The organism is Brachybacterium kimchii (genome assembly GCF_023373525.1).
Classification (GTDB): domain Bacteria; phylum Actinomycetota; class Actinomycetes; order Actinomycetales; family Dermabacteraceae; genus Brachybacterium; species Brachybacterium kimchii.
This window is the reverse complement of sequence record NZ_CP097218.1, coordinates 2,558,292-2,575,621: the sequence shown is the minus strand read 5'-3', so window position 1 is coordinate 2,575,621 and position 17,330 is coordinate 2,558,292. Positions and strand designations below refer to the sequence as shown.

Annotated in this window: 13 protein-coding genes; 4 read left to right on the top strand and 9 right to left on the bottom strand. The window is 71.5% G+C overall.

Translation table 11 applies throughout. The annotated features are described in order from the left end of the window. Position 1: 1 nt before the first annotated feature. From M4486_RS11910 to M4486_RS11895, 4 genes are all read right to left on the bottom strand, one after another. A complete protein-coding gene (locus M4486_RS11910) occupies positions 2–2,044 on the bottom strand; it encodes a bifunctional aldolase/short-chain dehydrogenase (protein WP_249477397.1) in 2,043 nt (680 codons plus the stop codon). A gap of 58 nt (positions 2,045–2,102) precedes the next feature. After that, entirely contained in the window at positions 2,103–3,281 is a 1,179-nt protein-coding gene (gene rhaI / locus M4486_RS11905; protein ID WP_249477395.1) for an L-rhamnose isomerase, read from the bottom strand. 101 nt (positions 3,282–3,382) lie between these two features. After that, positions 3,383–4,723, bottom strand: a complete 1,341-nt coding sequence (locus M4486_RS11900) for an MFS transporter (protein ID WP_249477394.1) — start codon at positions 4,721–4,723, stop codon at positions 3,383–3,385. A gap of 43 nt (positions 4,724–4,766) precedes the next feature. Beyond that, positions 4,767–6,107, bottom strand: a complete 1,341-nt coding sequence (locus tag M4486_RS11895; protein ID WP_249477392.1) for an MFS transporter — start codon at positions 6,105–6,107, stop codon at positions 4,767–4,769. A gap of 206 nt (positions 6,108–6,313) precedes the next feature. On the opposite strand from M4486_RS11895, the gene M4486_RS11890 reads away from it, so the two are divergent. Together M4486_RS11890 and M4486_RS11885 are read left to right on the top strand one after the other, a co-directional pair. Continuing rightward, complete coding sequence (locus M4486_RS11890; RefSeq protein ID WP_249477391.1) at positions 6,314–7,243, top strand: dienelactone hydrolase family protein; 930 nt, start codon at positions 6,314–6,316, stop codon at positions 7,241–7,243. A gap of 201 nt (positions 7,244–7,444) precedes the next feature. Beyond that, complete coding sequence (locus tag M4486_RS11885) at positions 7,445–8,419, top strand: alpha/beta hydrolase (RefSeq protein ID WP_249477390.1); 975 nt, start codon at positions 7,445–7,447, stop codon at positions 8,417–8,419. Between the two features lie 44 nt (positions 8,420–8,463). Here the strand turns inward: M4486_RS11885 and M4486_RS11880 are convergent, their stop codons facing one another. From M4486_RS11880 to M4486_RS11865, 4 genes are read right to left on the bottom strand one after another with little or no spacing between them, the layout of a single operon-like run. Beyond that, positions 8,464–9,099 (bottom strand): hypothetical protein, encoded by a 636-nt coding sequence (locus M4486_RS11880; RefSeq protein ID WP_249477389.1) that lies wholly within the window; start codon positions 9,097–9,099, stop codon positions 8,464–8,466. After that, positions 9,096–10,031: a carbohydrate ABC transporter permease gene (locus M4486_RS11875; protein WP_249477387.1), complete on the bottom strand. Its 936-nt coding sequence runs from the start codon at positions 10,029–10,031 to the stop codon at positions 9,096–9,098. Before M4486_RS11875 ends, M4486_RS11880 begins: the two co-directional genes overlap by 4 nt. After that, the gene (locus M4486_RS11870) at positions 10,021–10,977 is read right to left on the bottom strand and encodes a carbohydrate ABC transporter permease (RefSeq protein WP_249477386.1); all 957 of its coding nucleotides are present in this window, start codon (positions 10,975–10,977) and stop codon (positions 10,021–10,023) included. The genes M4486_RS11875 and M4486_RS11870 overlap by 11 nt, the downstream gene beginning before the upstream one ends. 10 nt (positions 10,978–10,987) lie before the next feature. After that, entirely contained in the window at positions 10,988–12,292 is a 1,305-nt protein-coding gene (locus M4486_RS11865; protein WP_249477385.1) for an extracellular solute-binding protein, read from the bottom strand. Positions 12,293–12,581: 289 nt separating this feature from the next. On the opposite strand from M4486_RS11865, the gene M4486_RS11860 reads away from it, so the two are divergent. Beyond that, entirely contained in the window at positions 12,582–13,433 is an 852-nt protein-coding gene (locus M4486_RS11860; protein WP_249477384.1) for a sugar phosphate isomerase/epimerase family protein, read from the top strand. Here the strand turns inward: M4486_RS11860 and M4486_RS11855 are convergent. Beyond that, positions 13,345–14,823: an APC family permease gene (locus M4486_RS11855; protein ID WP_249477383.1), complete on the bottom strand. Its 1,479-nt coding sequence runs from the start codon at positions 14,821–14,823 to the stop codon at positions 13,345–13,347. The genes M4486_RS11860 and M4486_RS11855 overlap by 89 nt on opposite strands. 118 nt (positions 14,824–14,941) lie before the next feature. Between M4486_RS11855 and M4486_RS11850 the strand changes: the two genes are divergently transcribed. Further along, on the top strand, positions 14,942–17,290 hold the full coding sequence (locus M4486_RS11850; protein WP_249477382.1) for a glycoside hydrolase family 3 C-terminal domain-containing protein: 2,349 nt from the start codon (positions 14,942–14,944) through the stop codon (positions 17,288–17,290). Positions 17,291–17,330: the final 40 nt, after the last annotated feature.

Here is a 17,330-nt window from a genome sequence, read left to right as displayed (position 1 = left end):
CTCATCGCAGGAACGCGGCCGCGACCCCGGCGTCGACGGGGATGTGCAGACCGGTGGTGTGGGAGAGGTCGCCCGCGGTCAGCGCGAACACGGCGTTCGCGACGTTCGCGGGGAGCACTTCGCGCTTGAGCAGGGTGCGCTGGGCGTAGAACTCGCCCAGCTCCTCCTCCTTGACCCCGTAGACCTTGGCGCGGCTCGCACCCCAGCCGCCCGCGAAGATCCCCGAGCCGCGCACCACCCCGTCGGGGTTGATGCCGTTGACGCGGATCTGGTGGCCGCCGAGCTCGGCCGCGAGCAGCCGCACCTGGTGGGCCTGATCGGCCTTGGTCGCCGAGTAGGCGATGTTGTTGGGCCCCGCGAACACCGAGTTCTTCGAGGAGATGTAGATGATGTCCCCGCCCATGGCCTGCTCGATCATCACCCGGGCCGCCTCGCGGGAGACCAGGAAGCTGCCGCGCGCCATCACGTCGTGCTGGAGGTCCCAGTCCTTCGCCGTCGTCTCGAGCAGCGGCTTGGAGAGGGAGAGCCCGGCGTTGTTGACGATCAGGTCGATGCCGCCGAAGGGGAGCACCGCGTCGGCCACCATCTGCACCACGGACGCCTCGTCCGACACGTCCGCCCGCAGGGCCACGGCGCGGTCCGGACCGCCGAGCTCCTCGGCGACCGCCTGGGCGTTCTCCAGGTTCAGGTCGGCGATGACCACGCACGCGCCCTCGGCGACGAGCCGCTCGGCGGTCGCCTTCCCGATCCCGGATCCGGCGCCGGTCACGAGCGCGACGCGGGTCGCGAGCGGCTTGGGCTTCGGGCGGCGCTGCAGCTTCGCCTCCTCGAGCGCCCAGTACTCGATGCGGAACTTCTCCGCCTCGTCGATCGGCGCGTAGGTGGAGACGGACTCGGCCCCGCGCATCACCCGGATCGCGTTGACGTAGAACTCGCCGGCCACCCGTGCGGTCTGCGCGTCGGCCCCGAAGGAGAACATGCCCACGCCCGGGACCAGCACGATCGCCGGATCCGCGCCGCGCATGGCGGGGGAGTCCTGCGAGGCGTGGCGCGCGTAGTAGGCGGCGTAGTCCCCGCGGTAGGCCTCGTGCAGCTCGTGCAGGCGCGCCACCTGCTCCTCGGTCGAGGCGTCCGACGGGAGATCGAGGACCAGCGGCTTCACCTTCGTGCGCAGGAAGTGATCGGGGCACGACGTGCCGAGCTCGGCGAGGGCCGCGAGCTTCTCCCCGGCGAGGAGCTCGTGGACGTCCTCGGTGTCGGTCCAGTGCCCGATCATCGGCGCATCGGTCGAGGCGAGCCCGCGGATCACCGGGAACAGCGCCGAGGCCTTCGCGCGGCGCTCGTCCTCGGGCAGCGCCTCGCGGGCCGCGTCGTGCGCGCCGAAGGGATCGGCGGTGCCGCGCTCGTCGAGATATGCCTGGGCCTCGCGGATGATCCGCTCGGAGTTCTGCTGGGCCTCCTGCGAGCTCTCGCCCCAGGCGGTGATGCCGTGGCCGCCCAGGATGCAGCCGATGGCCTGCGGGTTCGCCTCCTTGATGGCCGCGATGTCGAGGCCCAGCTGGAAGCCGGGCCGCCGCCACGGCACCCACACCACGGCGTCGCCGAAGATCTCGCGGGTCAGGCGCTCGCCGTCCGCAGCGGTCGCGATCGCGATGCCCGCGTCGGGATGGAGGTGGTCCACGTGGGCGGCATCGACGAGGGCGTGCATCGCGGTGTCGATGCTGGGCGCGGCGCCGCCCTTCCCGAACAGGCAGTGGTCGAACGCTGCGACCATCTCGTCCTCGCGCTCCACGCCGGGGTAGACGTCGCGCAGCGCGCGCACGCGGTCCAGGCGCAGCACCGCCAGGCCCTTCTCCTGCAGGGTGCCGAGGTCGCCGCCGGAGCCCTTGACCCACAGCAGGTCGACGTCCTGGCCGGTCACGGGATCGGTGTCGGTGCCCTTGGCCGACGTGTTGCCGCCGGCGAAGTTCGTGGTGCGCGGGTCCGCGCCCAGCTGGTGGGAGCGCTCCAGGAGCGCGTCGATGGTCTCGCGAGCAGTGGTCATGAAGATTCTCCTGTCGAGGATGCGGAGGGGAGATCGGGTCCGGCCGACGGGCGAGGGGTCAGGCGCCCCAGCCCATCTGGTCGCCGCCCACGCGCTCGGCGGCGACCTTCTCCTCGTAGCCGCTCGCGCGGAACGCCGCGAAGGGGTCGGCGGGCAGGCCGCGCTCCTCGCGGAAGGTCGCGAGCGCCGGGCGGACGTCGGTCCAGAAGGCGTCCATGAGGATGCCGTTCGCCTCGAGCACGTCGTTGCGGCGCTGGGCGTCGGCGAGGGCCTCGCGGTCCACGAGCAGCGCCTTGGCCAGGGCCTCCTGCACGTTCATCACGGAGCGGATCTGGCCCTGGATCTTCGACTCCAGGTTGTGGCACTGGTCGAGCATGAAGTTCACGCCCGACTCCGGCCGGTGGGCGTCCTGCTGGACGATCTCGAAGAGGATCCGCACGAGCTGGAACGGGTCGGCGGCGCCCACGATGAGGTCGTCGTCCGCGTAGTTGCGGGAGTTGAAGTCGAAGGCGCCCAGGCGCTGCTGGCGCAGGAGCTGGGCGACGATGAACTCGATGTTGGTGCCGGGCGCGTGGTGTCCGGTGTCGAGCACGACCATCGCCTTCTCGCCGAGGGCGAGGCAGTGCAGCAGGCTCGTGCCCCAGTCCGGGACGTCCGTGTGGTAGAACGCCGGCTCGAAGAACTTGTATTCGAGCACGAGCCGCTCGTCGTCCGCGAGGCCACCGTAGACCTCGCTCAGGGACTCGGCGAGGCGGTCCTGGCGCTCCCGGATCGAGTCCTGGCCGGCGTAGTTCGTGCCGTCGGCCAGCCAGATCTTCAGCTCCTTCGAGCCCGTCGCCCGCATGACGTCGATGCACTCGAGGTGGTGGTCGATCGCCTGGCGGCGCACGGCCTTGTCGCCGTGGGTGAGGGAGCCGAACTTATAGGTGTCGTCCTGGAAGGTGTTGGAGTTGATCATGCCGATCTCGACGCCCTGCTCACGGGCGTAGTCGGCCAGCGTCCCGAAGTCCTCGACCCGGTCCCAGGGGTAGTGCAGGGAGACCCGCGGGGCGGAGCCGGTGAAGGCGTGCGTCTGGGCGGCGTCGGCGATCTTCTCGTACGGGTCGCGCGGGGTGCCGGGCGTCGTGAACACCTTGAAGCGGGTGCCGGAGTTCCCGTAACCCCAGCTGGGCACCTCGATCGAGAAGTCGGCGAGGTCGCGGGCGATCGGGTCGGGGAGGGCGGTCAGCTGCGGCATGGGGTGTCTCCTTCGCGGGTGGGGTGGTCGGGCGGGGTGAACGGGTGGATCGAGCGGGTGGGTCGGGATCGGGGATCGGGACGACGGGGGCGGAGCCGTGATCAGGGCGGTCCGGAACTGCGGCCGGCCGGCGCGGCGGCGCGGAGCCCCTGCTCCATCAGCTCCTCCTGCGCCTCGCCGAGGTCCTTCGCCTCGACGTCGAAGAGGTTCGCGCGGCGGGATCGGAACACGAGGTGGCCGACGACCACGCCGATCAGCACCACCACGGCGATCCCCGCGTAGAAGGCGCGAGGGTTCGCGTACAGCAGGGACGGGGTGAGGATGCCGGCGACGGCCGCGATCACGCGCGCCACGGCGATCGTGGTGCCCTGTGCGCTCGAGCGCATGAGCGTGGGGAAGGACTCCTGGGACCAGACCTTCATGATGGCCTCGAAGGCGAAGCCGCCGCCGAAGCCGTTGACGATCTGCATGATGATCCAGACCGGCAGGGAGAAGCCCAGCACGGCGGGCAGCAGGTAGGAGACCACCAGCGCCACGGCGCCGACCAGGAACCAGGTCATGCGGTGCGGCGTGTCCACGATCCGCATGAACAGGAACGCCCAGAGGAACCCGGCGGGGAACAGCACCAGGCTGATCAGGGAGTTCAGCTGCACCGAGACACCCACGACGTTCACCGCGATCCAGGTGCCGAACTGCCCGCCCGTGTTCGCGCCGATGTTGGTGAGCGAGTAGAACACCAGGATCGCGGCGAAGGGCACGAGATAGAGGCGCTCGGTCAGCAGGTCCCTCAGGCCGGTGCGCCGGGCGCGGACGGTGTCGGCCCCGGCGAGGCGCTCGGCGTGGGCGTCCTGCCACGAGCGGGACTCCGGGATCGTCAGCCGCAGCGCGAGGACCACGAGCGCGATCACCCCGATCATGGCGAACATGATCTGCCCGCCCAGGTGCCCCATTCCTCCCACCACCGCGGAGGTGGCCGTCGTCCCCAGGATGCCCGCGGTCCACAGGACCTGGGAGAAGCCGAGCAGCTTCCCACGGTTCGCGTCGGTCGCGGCCTCGGAGATCGTGGCGAGCGAGACGGGCAGGTCGGCGCCGGTGCCGAGCCCCACGAGCACGGTCCCCAGCAGCAGGCTGGTGAAGGTGCCCGCGAGGACGAGGAGCACGGCCCCGAGGACCACCATCGCCATCGTGGCGATGAAGACGTGCCGTCGGCCGAGCCGGTCGCCCAGTCGACCGCCCGTGATCGCGCCGATCGCGATGCAGAAGGTGAGCAGACCGGAGAGGATCCCCACCTGGCCGTTCGTCAGACCGATCGCCTGCTGGTAGATCACCAGGGCGATCCCGGAGCTCACGATCGCGGCGGCGTCGATGTAGGAGGCCATGCCGCAGACGATCGCGACGTGCCACGGGCGGGGAGCGCGCTCGGGAGCGGCGTCGACGTTCATGACCGGGCTCCCGGGATCGGGCGGAGGTCGTGGTGGAGCATCGTCAGCGCCCCTCGTCGTCGGCCCGGGGACGTCCCGCCTCGGCATCGAGCAGCCCGGCCGAGACGACCTCGCCGTAGCGCTCGATCTCGATCTCGCGCAGCTCCTTGCCCTGGGTGCGCGGGGCGAAGATCGTGCCGATCAGCGTCGAGGCGAGCAGGAAGGCGATGAGGATCAGCCCGTCGATGAGCAGACCGTTCGCACCCATCAGGATCACGGGGAAGACCAGCGAGATGATCCCCGAGGCGACGCGGACGGTGAAGAAGACCAGTCCCTGGGCCCCGGCGCGGTACGGCGTCGCGAACAGCTCGGGGGACCACACCGAGTAGAAGGCCTGGGCCGACGGGCCGGAGGAGAGCCCCCACAGGATCGCGTAGCCGAAGGCGGTGGCCGCCGCGGTGGACGGGCCGAAGACGAGGACGACCCACGAGACCACGGCCATCGCCCCGCCGACGAGGAAGAACCAGCGGTAGGACACCTTGTCGACGAACACCATGAACACGATCGTGCCGATGATGACGAACGCCCAGGTGAGCATCGAGAAGAGGTCTGAGGCGAGCGTCCCGAAGCCCATCGAGGAGAGGATCGTGGGCAGGAAGATCCCGTTCTGGCTCGCCGCCTGGTTCCAGAAGGTGTAGATCGCCACCAGGAACAGCAGGGCCGTGATGTTGGCCTTGCGGCTGAACAGGCCGCGCAGGGAGGTCCAGATCGACGGGGCCTTGGCCTGCTGTCCGCCCTTGGACTTCTGCCACGCCTCGGATTCGTAGAGGCCCTGTCGGATGTACCAGGTGACCAGGGCGATCACCACGAGGTGCGCGAAGATGATCCGACTGCCCACCAGACCCAGGGGCGAGAGCAGTGCGGCGAGGCCGAAGCCGATGAACGGGCCGACGGACCACGCGAGCTGGGTGGCGCCGATGTGGCGCCCGCGCTGGTGCGTGGGCGCGGACTCCGCGATGTACGTCCAGCCTGCGGGCACCGATGCGCCCACCGCGAGGCCGATGACGATGAAGCCGACGAAGAGCATCGGCAGGTTCATCGCGAACGTCGCGATCAGGCCGCCGACCGCGTACAGCAGCAGGTCGTAGGTGTAGATGAACTTGCGGCCGTACTTGTCGCAGAGCGGGCCGCCGATGAGCGCGCCGACGGCGGCGCCGAAGGCGTTCGAGCTGAACGCGGCGAGCAGTCCGGCGATGCGGCCGCTGTCGTCCGGGAAGTAGGCGGCTCCCCAGAACCCCAGGGACGTGGCGATCGCGATGATCGAGCCGGAGTCGATGTAGTTGGACATCGAGACGGCCGCGGTCGCCTTCCAGCCGGTCAGTGGCTTGGGTCGGCCGATGGGCATGAGCGCTGACTCCTTCGTCGTGCTGCGGGGCCGGTCGAGGGTGCGGTCCGCGGCGCGATCTCCGTGCTGCGGGCGGGGCCATGGTGGGCCGGCGATGCACACCGTAGATCTGAAACGATTCATTCGTCAAGCGGGTGCGGCCGGTCCGCACGCTTCGGCCCCGCGGCTGCCCCACGGAGGGCCGGCGGCGGGAAGATGGGGCGGTGATGACGCAGACGACGCAGGCACCGCCCTCGGATCCGGACGAGGCCGCGCGCGCCCGTCTCCGCGCCCTGCTCGGCTGCGATCGCCCGGGCGCGCTCGCCCCCGCGGCGGGCCTGGTTCCCGGCGAATCCGCGGCCGTGCAGGTGGCCCCCGAGGGCAGGGACCCGTTCCCCGCGCTCCTGCTTCGCCCCGCGCCCGGGCGCGGGAGCGGAGCTGCCGTCGTGCTCGTCCCCGGACACGGGGCGGGGATGCACGCGCTCGTCGGCGAGGGCGACGGGTACCACGGGGCGATCGCCCGGCGTCTCGTCGACCGGGGCGTCACGGTGCTCGTGCCGGAGATGATCTCCTTCGGACAGCGGCGCACGCCGCCCGCGCCGGGCGCCGCGCCGTATGGCCCCGCCGAGAGCAGCTGCGCGGTCGACGCCGCCCGGCATCTCCTGCACGGCAGCCCCGTGCTCGGTGCACGGGTCGCGGACGCCTCGGCCGCGGTCTCGGCCCTGCGGGCGCAGCCCGGCGTCGACCCGGACCGGGTCGGGGTCGTCGGCGGCTCCGGCGGGGGTGCCGTCGCGCTGCTCCTCGCGGCGCTCGACCTCCGCATCCCCGCGGCCCTGGTCGCGAACTTCTTCTCATCCTTCGCCTCGAGCATCGCCGCGATCCCGCACTGCCCCTGCAATGTCGTGCCGGGCCTGCTGCCTGCCTTGGAGATGGCGGAGATCGCCGCGCTCGTCGCGCCGCGGGCGCTGATCCTCGAAGCGGGGGAGGCGGACCCGCTGTTCCCGATCGCCGCCGCCCGGGCCTCGTTCGCGCGGCTCGAGCAGCACCGGGAGCGATCCCGCGACGCCGGCAGCGGAGCTCGGCTCGTGACCACCGATGCAGGTCATCGCCTCGTGGGGGAGGAGTCCGTCGATCTCCTCCTGGACGCGCTGGGCTGATCCCCGCACCGTCCGCAGCCTCGCCGCCGCCCCCGTGCGGAGTCCTCGATGTGAAAGGATCGAAGCTCCTCCAGGCTTCGCAGCGGTGCCCGTCCGTCGGCCTGCGCGAGCGCTTCCTCCCGACCGATCGGAGCACTGATGCCCGCCGACCTACCGTCCGAGACCCCCTCCCCGGCGTCCATCCAGTCTCCTCACGGAGAGATGGCACGGCGCATGCGCGACCTCGGCGACGCGGCCGGCTGGGAGGAGGTGGACGAGGAGGTCCGCACCGCCTGGGACGCCCCCTACGGCGAGGCGGAGGAATGGGCGGTCGGGACGCTCGATCGTGAGGTCCCGGGACCGCACGGTCCCGTGCCGGTGCGCGTCTACACCCCGCAGGGGCCGTCGTTCTCGGCGCGCCCGCTGCTGGTGTGGTGCCACGGCGGGGCCTTCATGCACGGCGACCTCGAGATGCCCGAGGCCGATCAGGTCGCGCGCGGCGTCGCCGGCAGGGCCGACGCCGTCGTGGTGTCCGTCGACTACCGCCTGTGCGACGAGCCCCCGGAGCTGGGCGGGAACCCCGCGCGCAGCGTCGGCGGATCGCGGGGCGGGGTGCATGCCCCCGTGCCCGGCGACGACGTGTGCGCCGTGGTGCACTGGGCCCGCGAGAGCGCCGACGAGCTCGGCGCCGACCCGCTGAGGATCGCCCTGGGCGGTGCGAGCGCGGGCGGCAACCTCGCGGCCGCCGCGTCCCTGCGCCTCACCGAGGAGGGCATCCCGCTCGCCGCCTCCCTGCTCATGTACCCCGTCGCCCACGCCTCGCTCCCGGAACCCACGGCCGAGGAGGAGGCGGCGCTCGCCGTCACCCCGCCCGTGCTGCGCTTCCCGCCGGAGACGATGCAGATCATGCGCGCCGCCTATGTGGGCGGGGACCCCGAGCAGGCCGGTGCCACCGTGTTCCCCGCCTTCGCCTCCGCCGAGCGCCTCGCGGCCCTTCCCCGCACGTACATCGAGTCCGACGAGTTCGACGACCTGCGGGTCAGCTCCCGCGCCTACGCCGACCAGCTCGCGCAGGCCGACGTCGACGTCGAGCACGTGGTGCGCCGCGGCGTCTGCCACGGGCATCTGAACCGCGTGGGCCTGCGCGAGGCGGGCGAGTCGATGGACCGGATGGCCCAGATCATGCGGGAGCTGTGAGCGTGTCCGGGCGTCGCTGAACCGGACTGGATCCCGAGAACTTCTCATCCTCTGACGCGAGGACGTGCAGATGATCGCGGTTCTCGGGACTCCGCACCCCATGCTCCCCACAGGGCCCCGACGACCATAGGCGGGACCGAGAAGCCGCACGCGATCGTGAGCGGCGCCAGCAGCCAGAGCGGTGACAGGGCGATGATCGCCGCGGGGGCCAGCGCCGCGCGCAGCGGACGGGAGACGCACAGTCCCATGGCCTCGCGCGCGACCTCGAACCAGCTCGCGCTCCCGGCCTCGGACGCCACCTGGACGTAGGCGGAGATCCACGCGATCGTCGCCCAGGCGGGCGGGATCAGGACCCCCACCACGAACACCCGGGATGGGCTGGGAAGGGATGCGACGAACAGCGCGTCGAAGCCGGTCGCGAGGATCACCAGCACGGCGAGCACCGACGTCGGGGCGTCCCGCCGCAGCGTGCCGAGAGCACGGGAGAGCGTCGAGCGGAAGGCGGCGTCGGGGTGCTCGCGCAGGCGGCCCGTCGTGTGCGTCGCCGCCGCGAGCGCCGGCACCAGGCCGATCACGGTGAGCGCACCGAGCAGCGCCGCCCAGTTCGTCGCGATCAGCGCGCCGGGGACCACGAAGAACCGCAGCAGTCCCCGGGCCTCGCCCGCCGGTGCCGACGTCACTTGATCCCCGACGAGGCGAAGCCCTGCACGAAGTACCTCTGGAAGATCAGGAACAGCACGATCATCGGCACCGCAGCGAGCGTCGTCCCCGCCATCAGCAGGTGCCAGTCCGTCGATGCCTCCTGCCGGAAGGAGGCGATCCCGACCTGGATGACGCGCAGCTCGTCGGAGGTCGTCACCAGCAGCGGCCACAGGAAGTTGTTCCATCCCGCCTCGAAGCTCAGCAGGGCCACGGTCAGCAGCCCGGGCCGGATCAGCGGGGTGATGATCCGCGTGAAGATCCCGAACTCGCTCACCCCGTCCAGCCGAGCGGCCTCGATGAGCTCTGACGGCGTGGAGACGTAGAACTGGCGGAAGAGGAACACCATGAACGGGGAGACGGCACCGGGGACGATGAGCGCCCACCAGGTGTCGATCCAGCCCGTCCCGCCCACGCCCATGAGGGTGTTCCCGCCGAACAGCGGCATGTGGCGCACCATGAGGAAGACCGGGATCACCGTCGCGTAGAACGGGATCATGATGCACGCGACCATCCAGCCGAACACGGCCGGCGCGAGACGGAACCTCAGCTTGGCCAGGGCGTACCCGCATGCGGACGCGAAGACCACGTTGAGCGCCGCGGCCGCGGTCGCGAGGATCAGGCTGTTGCGCGCATAGGTCGCGAACGGCGCCCGGCCCAGCGCCTCGCTGTAGTTCTCGAGCCGCAGATCCTTCGGGATCAGCGGCATCGGCACCTGGGCGAGCTCCGTGGGGTCGCGGATCGAGGAGACCGCCATCCACAGGAACGGCGCGGCCATGATCACCGAGGCGACGATGAGGAACGCCAGGACCAGCGCGTTCGACGTGCGTTTGCGGCGTCGCAGGCTGTGGTCCCGTGCGCGCGTCGCGGACGGGGCGGTGCCGGTGATGCTCGGGGCGTGATCAGTCGTCATCGGTGCCTCCGACGATGCGGCGGGACAGGAACGCGAGCACCACCAGGATCAGCAGCAGGATCACCGACTGGGCGTTGGCGAGCCCCACGCGGAACTCCTGGAATGCCGTCTGGTAGATGCGGTAGGTGACCACGGAGGTCGAGTTCGCGGGACCGCCCTCGGTGAGGATGTAGATGAGGTCGAAGGTCTGGAAGTTCGAGATCAGCGAGGTGACCAGGATGAAGAAGGTCGCCGGCTTCAGCATCGGCACGGTGATGCGGAAGAACTTCTGCACGAAGTTCGCGCCGTCCAGGTCCGCCGCCTCGTACATCTGCTCGTCCACGCCCTGCAGCGCCGCCAGGTAGATGAGCATCTTCAGCCCGATGCCCTGCCAGATCGTCACCAGGATGACGCTGCCCAGCGCCAGATCGGGATTGGTGAGGAAGGGCAGCGGCTTGATCCCGACCAGGCCCAGCACCACGTTCATCAGGCCGCTCTGCGACGGGCTGTAGATCCACAGCCAGATCATCGCGACGGCGACGGTGGCGGTGATGTGGGGCAGGAAGATCATCACCCGGAACACGCCGCGGCCCGGCAGGGCCCGGTTGAGCATCGTGGCGAACACGAGCGCGAGGAACATCGAGATGGGGATCCCGACGGCGGCGATGATCACGTTGTGCAGCACGGAGAGCCAGAACAATCCGTCGGTGAAGATCGTCGCGTAGTTCTCGAGCCCGGAGAACTCCGGGGCGTGGATGATGTCGTACGCGGTGAAGCTGAGGACGATCGCGACGACGATCGGCGCTCCGATCCAGATCAGCGTGTGCAGCGTCGCCGGTGCCGCGAGCAGCAGCCCCCAGCGCTTCTCGGCGGTGCGCACGGAGCGGCGTCGCCGCGTCTCGGGTGCAGGGGGACTCGCGGCGGGGGCCGTGCGGCCCGTGGACGCGGTGGGGGCGGTGGTCGTCATGGTCCGGTCCTCAGATCCTGCTGATCGCGCCGTCGCACAGCTTCTTCATGTCGGCCAGGGTCTGGTCGACCGTGGCCCTGCCGGTCAGGCAGGTCTCGACGATGCCGTCGAGATTTCCCCTGACCTCCATGTAGGCGGCGGAGCCGCCCTCGGTCGCCCCCGCGTAGGGGAGGTTGTCGAGGCCGAAGGTCATCAGCAGATTGCTGCGGATGCCGTCGGTCTCGGGGATGTCGGGCGTGGGCGGCACCTTGCCGGTCGCGGCGCTCGCCTTGCCGAGGATGTCGGGGTCGAGCATGTGCTTCATGAACGCGGCCGCGGCGTCCTTGTTCTTCGACAGGCTCGAGATCGAGATGAAGGTGCCGCCCTGGAACATCACCGGGTCGGCGTCGACGCCGCTGGGGAGCAGGAACGTCCCCACCGCGCCCTTCTCGCACAGGTCCGGGGTCATCGTCTGCCAGGTGGGCCAGTTCCCGGTCGAGACCAGCGACATGGCGGCCGTCTTCTGCTGGAACGGCGAGGGCTGCCCCTCCGCGGCCTGGATCGAGTAGTCGATCGCGCCGGTGTCCATGCAGTCGAGCATCCACTGCAGCGCGAGCCGTCCGGGCTCCTCGTGCAGCCGGGGCGCCATCCCGTCGTCGCTGAACATGGTGCCGCCGAAGGCGTAGAGGAGGAACACGAAGGCCTGCCGTGCGCTGCCGGCGCTTCCGGAGAGGAAGTCCAGGCCCACCACGCCGTCGCCCGTGAGCTCCTCGGCCGCCTGGGCGAGCTCGTCGAGCGACTCGGGCGGGGAGTCGATGCCCCTCTTCTCGAGCAGCTCGGGATGGAAGCCGATGAAGCGCAGGTCCAGGGCCTGCGGGAGGGAGTAGTACCGGCCGTCGTAGCGGGTGGACACGAGCACGCTCTCGTCGTACCCGAGGCCCTCGATGAAGTCGGCGGGGATCTCGGCGAAGATGCCCTTCTCGGCGAAGGGCTGGGTCCAGCCGACCCCGGTCATGATGACGTCCGCGATGATGCCGCCGGCGATGCCGGTGGAGATCTTCTCGTTGAGCTTGTTCCAGTCGACCTGGTCGACGGAGACGTCGACGCCGGTCCGCTTCGCGAAGGGAGCGATGACGTCGTCGTCGAGCACTGCGCGGTCATCGCCCACGAAATCCGGGGTGAGCAGGGCGATCGACCCGGAGAGGTCGGCGTCGGCGACGTCGATGTCCAGGGGCACGGAGGGATCCATCGCCCCGCCGGATCCGCAGGCGGCGCCGCCGACGGCGACGGCACCGGCGCCGGAGGCGGCGAGCAGGGTGCGGCGGGTGAGGGACATGAGGCTCCTCGCTGTGCGACGGTCGCGTCCTCGCGCCGTCCGGGCTGTCGTGCGGCCTGCGGGGCGGCATCGCGGTCGCCCGCTCCGGTGCGGGGTCGGCGCTCGATGCGTGCAAGTGCACTGATGTCGGACGAGTGTGAGGACGCTCACCCCTGCTGGAAAGCGGTTGCACAGTGTTGTCAGCGACGGATCGCCAGATCCTCCGAATGTCCCCGGGATGCTGGCCCTGCAGGGTTGAAACGTGTCAGGATCCCTTCATCCCGGCACGCACGATCGACGAGGAGTCCCCGTGCCCCACGGAGTCATCGCAGACATCTCCCAGCAGCCCGCGGCCCTGCGCGCCGGGGCCGACCACCTCGAGCCGACGGTCGTCGGCGGGCTCGTCGTCGAGGCCTCTCCCGGGGTCTGGCGCGCCGCGGAGGTCGCCCCCGTGGAGCCCATCGGCTCGTGCGCCGTGCTGGTGCCCTCGACCCTGCGGGTCTCCGATCCCTCGGTGCCGCTCGCAGCCGTCCGCGCATACCTCACCACGGCGCTCGACGCCGTCGCGGCGATCGCCCGACCCGGCGCGAAGGTGGTGCTGGGCAGCGGCGCCGCCCGCACGATCGGGCCCGACGTGCTGCGAGAGGAGGGCGAGGCGCGCTTCGCGGAGGTCCTCCGCCTCGCGTCGGAGCTCGCGGAGCAGCGGGACCTCGAGATCATCCTCGAGCCCCTCCGCCGGGAGGAGACCGACCTGATCCACACGATCGCCGAGGCCGCCCGCTTCCTCGACGCTCACGGCCTCGAACACATGCGCGTCGTCGCCGACCTCTTCCACGTACAGCACGAGGGCGAATCGCTGTCCACGGTCGAGGCCCACGCCTCCCGGGTGGGCCACATCCACGTCGCCGACAGCGGCCGCACCCCGCCGGGGCGGGGCGATTGGCCGATCGCCGCGTTCCTCGAGGCCCTGCGCCGCGGAGGCTGCACGGCCGACGTGACGATCGAGTGCTCGTGGGACGACCTCTCCGAGGAGCTGCCGGCCGCGCTCGCCGTGGTGCGCGCGGCCGATCCCCTCAGTCCCGCCTCGCCTGCCGAAGGGTCCCCGCGAGAGAGCCGACCATCTCGTCGAACGCCCGCTTGGGGTCCGTCGGCCGCGGGGTGAGGACGAACAGGACCGCGCCCAGCACCACCCAGGCGGCGAGGATCAGATACTCCTGCGGCCATTGCAGGGACATCTCGACGCCCGGCACGGGCACCAGGGTGAAGACGATGACGAGCACGGCGCCGAGCGCGCCGACGGCCGGGAGGAACGCGGGCCGGGCCCGGTAGGTGCGGTCGAGCCCCGGGTAGACGCGCGGCAGACGGTACTTCGCGAGCACCACGAGGAACCACACGACGCCCAGGAACACGCCGCCGGCGTCGAGGAACCAGATGATCGCGCCCGGACCCAGCAGGCCGAGCAGCACGGTGACCACGAGGATGAACAGCAGCGCCCGCCGGGGCACGCCCGAGCGCTCGTCGACCTTCGCGAGGCCGTGGGGGAGCAGACGCGAGCGGGCGAGCGCGAGCACCACGCGGCTGGAGGCGACGAACAGCCCCAGGAAGCTCGTGATCAGGCCCAGCACGGCGATGAGGAAGGCGCCGAGCCCCAGCAGCGGCAGCCCGGCCGCGGTGAAGGCGTCGATCGTCCCGAGGTCCATGCCGGCGACGTCCTCCCACGGGCCCACGTACGCCGTCGCGAGCAGCACCGCGGTGTAGAACGCGGCGGCGCAGCCGACCGTGGCGACGACCGCGCGGCCCACGCGCCGCGGGGACAGGCTCGACTCCTCGGCGAGCACGGCCACCAGGGAGAAGCCGACCACGTAGGTGATGCCGGGGACCACCATCCGCAGGGTCGAGGCGACCGGCGGCTGCTCCGAGGTCCACATCGGCCACAGGTTCGCGGGGGACCCGACCACGAGAGCGCCGATGACGAGCGCCGCGCCGATCAGCAGCATCGCCCCGAACAGCACCACCTGGATCTGCGCGCCGAGCGAGACCCCGAACCAGTTGAGCCCGAAGATCACCAGGGTCAGGGCGAGACCCGCGGCGAGCACGGGCAGCGTCACGGGCGCGCCGCCCACCGAGTACAGGGGGATCGCGTCCATCGCCGGGACGTACTTCGCCAGCAGCGTCCCGAACGCGGTGACGTAGAAGGCGAGGGAGGAGATGTAGGCGCCGATGTGGAACCAGCCGGTCGCGAAGCCCGCCGAGCGTCCGAGCGAGGTGTACCCCCACACGACCTCGCCGCCCGCGCGGGGCACGGCGCTGGTCATCTCGCCGTAGGCGAGGGCCACGCAGGCGGCGAGGGCCGCGCCGATCAGCAGGCCGATGATCATGCCGCCCGCACCGAGGTCCGCGAAGAACGAGGAGGAGGTGTAGATCCAGCTGGAGCCGACGACCCCGGCGACGCCGAGCGCGATCAGCGAGGGCAGGCCGAGGGACTTCTTCAGTTCAGCCAAGGTGGCCTCCGGGGGAGTCGGGGACGGGTCGGGGACGACGAGTCCGGCCATGCTACGAGTGCTCGGGGTCCGACGAGCCCGCAGGACGTACTGTGCGATCACCACGATCCGCAGGAGCCGCGCGCAGCGCGCCGTCGGCCCGCGTCGTCCCGCCGCAGGAAGGACCGCCATGACCCAGAGCACCCCCTCCGACCCCCAGAACACGCCCTCCGACCCCCGGAACCCCTCCGCCCGGTCTGCCGACCCGTCGGCCGATGTCTCCGCGCTCAGCCAGGAGGAGAAGATCGCCCTCACCGGCGGAGCCGACTTCTGGCACCTCCACGACGCCCCCTCCCTGGGCCTCGGGCAGATCCAGGTGAGCGACGGACCGCACGGACTGCGTCAGCAGTCCGGCGCGGCCGACAACCTGGGGCTCAACGACTCCGTCGAGGCCACCTGCTTCCCGCCCGCCGTCGGCCTCGCCTCGACCTGGAGCCGCTCGAGCGCGGCCGCCGTCGCCGGGGCGATCGCCGAGGAGGCCCTCGCCGGCGGTGTCTCCGTGGTGCTGGGCCCGGGCATGAACATCAAGCGCTCGCCGCTGTGCGGACGCAACTTCGAGTACCTCTCCGAGGATCCGCACCTGTCGGGCGAGCTCGCGACCGCCTTCGTGGACGGCATGCAGGAGCGCGGCGTCGGCACCTCGGTGAAGCACTTCGCGCTGAACAACCAGGAGACCGACCGCATGCGCGTGGACGTCGACGTGGACGAGCGCACCATGCACGAGATCTACCTGCGCGCCTTCCGCACGGTGGTCACGCGGGCCCAGCCGTGGACCGTCATGTGCTCCTACAACAGCGTGGACGGCACCCCGGTCGCCCGGAACCGCCGCCTGCTCACCGAGATCCTGCGCGAGCAGTGGGGCTTCGAGGGGCTCGTGGTCTCCGACTGGGGAGCGGTCGAGGACCGTCCCGCGTCCGTGCAGGCGGGCCTGGACCTGCAGATGCCCGCAGACCCCTTCGGCGAGCAGGACCTGCGCGAGGCCGTCGCGCGCGGTGACGTGGACCAGGAGGCCCTGGACCGCGCCGCCGGGAAGGCTGTCGCACTGCTGCGCCGCGCGCTCGCCGCGGCCGACCCCGACGCGGCCTACGACGCCGAGTCGCACCATCGCATCGCCGTCGAGGCGGCCCGCCGCGCGCTCGTGCTCCTCGAGAACGACGGCACGCTGCCCCTCGCCGAGCCGGGGGACAGCGCGGGCACGGTGGCCGGCGCAGGGGCAGGGGCCGACGCCGAGGGACTCGTGGTCATCGGCGACTTCGCGCAGACCCCGCGCTACCAGGGGGCCGGCTCCTCGCACGTGAACCCGACCCGGCTCACCGACGCGCTCGGCGCGATCCGGGCGATCGCCGGCGAGGACGTGCCGTTCGCCCGCGGCTTCGTCCCGGGCGCGGCCGACGGGGAGACGGACGCTGCCCCGAGCTCCGAATCCCTGCGCGCCGAGGCCGTCGAGCTCGCGCGCGGCGCCCGCACCGCCGTGCTCTTCCTGGGCCTCGGGGAGGACGTCGAGTCCGAGGGCTTCGACCGCACCGACATCGAGCTGCCCGCAGCCCAGCTGCAGCTCCTCGAGGAGGTCCGGGAGGTCGCCGAGCGCGTGGTCGTTGTCCTCTCGAACGGCTCCGTGGTGCGCCTGCCCGAGGCGCTGCGCGGCGTCAACGCCCTGCTCGAGGGCTGGCTGCTGGGCCAGGGCGGCGGCGAGGCCACGGCCGACATCCTCTTCGGCCGCGCGAACCCCTCGGGCCGCCTCGCCGAGACCATCCCCCTGCGCCTCCAGGACACCCCCTCGTACCTGCATTTCCCGGGCGAGGACTCGCACGTGCGCTACGGCGAGGGCCTGTTCGTGGGATACCGCGGCTTCGACGCCGTGGACGCGGAGGTCGCCTATCCCTTCGGCCACGGCCTCAGCTTCACGACCTTCGCGCAGAGCGATCTGGTGGTGACCGCCTCGGCCGGGGGCGGCATCGAGGTCGAGGTGACGGTCGAGAACACCGGCGACCGCGCGGGCCGCGAGATCGTCCAGGCCTACGTCTCCGTGCCGGACTCCCGCGTGACCCGCGCCCCGCGCGAGCTCAAGGGCTTCGCCGAGGTCGAGCTCGCGCCCGGTGAGTCCCGGCGCGTGGGGATCTCGATCCCCGCGGAGGACCTGCAGTACTGGAGTCCCGCGGCCGGCGGCTGGGTCGTCGAGAGCGGCACCTACCGCGTCGGGGTGGGGGCCTCGAGCCGGGATCTGCGTGCGGCGGCCGACGTCGAGATCGCGGGCGACGAGCCCCGCCCGGTGATGACGATGACCTCGACGCCGCTCGAGATCCGTGCGCTTCCCGGTGGAGAGAAGGCGCTCGGCTCGCTGCTCGGCGACAGCGGGCTGTTCGCGGACCCCGAGATGCTGAAGATGGCCGAGCAGATCCCCGTCGGCCGCTTCACCGGCCTCGGCGGGTTCAGCCGCGAGCAGCTCCAGGAGATGCTCGACCGCGTGAACAAGGGCTGACCACGGTCAGGGCCTGAGCATGGTCAGCGAATGAGCATGC

Bases quoted from the DNA above. Each gene is read 5' to 3' on its own strand.
- M4486_RS11910 (WP_249477397.1), bottom strand. From the start codon at position 2,044: ATGACCACTGCTCGCGAGACCATCGACGCGCTCCTGGAGCGCTCCCAC.
- rhaI (WP_249477395.1), bottom strand. From the start codon at position 3,281: ATGCCGCAGCTGACCGCCCTCCCCGACCCGATCGCCCGCGACCTCGCC.
- M4486_RS11900 (WP_249477394.1), bottom strand. From the start codon at position 4,723: ATGAACGTCGACGCCGCTCCCGAGCGCGCTCCCCGCCCGTGGCACGTC.
- M4486_RS11895 (WP_249477392.1), bottom strand. From the start codon at position 6,107: ATGCCCATCGGCCGACCCAAGCCACTGACCGGCTGGAAGGCGACCGCG.
- M4486_RS11890 (WP_249477391.1), top strand. From the start codon at position 6,314: ATGACGCAGACGACGCAGGCACCGCCCTCGGATCCGGACGAGGCCGCG.
- M4486_RS11885 (WP_249477390.1), top strand. From the start codon at position 7,445: ATGGCACGGCGCATGCGCGACCTCGGCGACGCGGCCGGCTGGGAGGAG.
- M4486_RS11875 (WP_249477387.1), bottom strand. From the start codon at position 10,031: ATGACGACTGATCACGCCCCGAGCATCACCGGCACCGCCCCGTCCGCG.
- M4486_RS11870 (WP_249477386.1), bottom strand. From the start codon at position 10,977: ATGACGACCACCGCCCCCACCGCGTCCACGGGCCGCACGGCCCCCGCC.
- M4486_RS11865 (WP_249477385.1), bottom strand. From the start codon at position 12,292: ATGTCCCTCACCCGCCGCACCCTGCTCGCCGCCTCCGGCGCCGGTGCC.
- M4486_RS11855 (WP_249477383.1), bottom strand. From the start codon at position 14,823: ATGGCCGGACTCGTCGTCCCCGACCCGTCCCCGACTCCCCCGGAGGCC.
- M4486_RS11850 (WP_249477382.1), top strand. From the start codon at position 14,942: ATGACCCAGAGCACCCCCTCCGACCCCCAGAACACGCCCTCCGACCCC.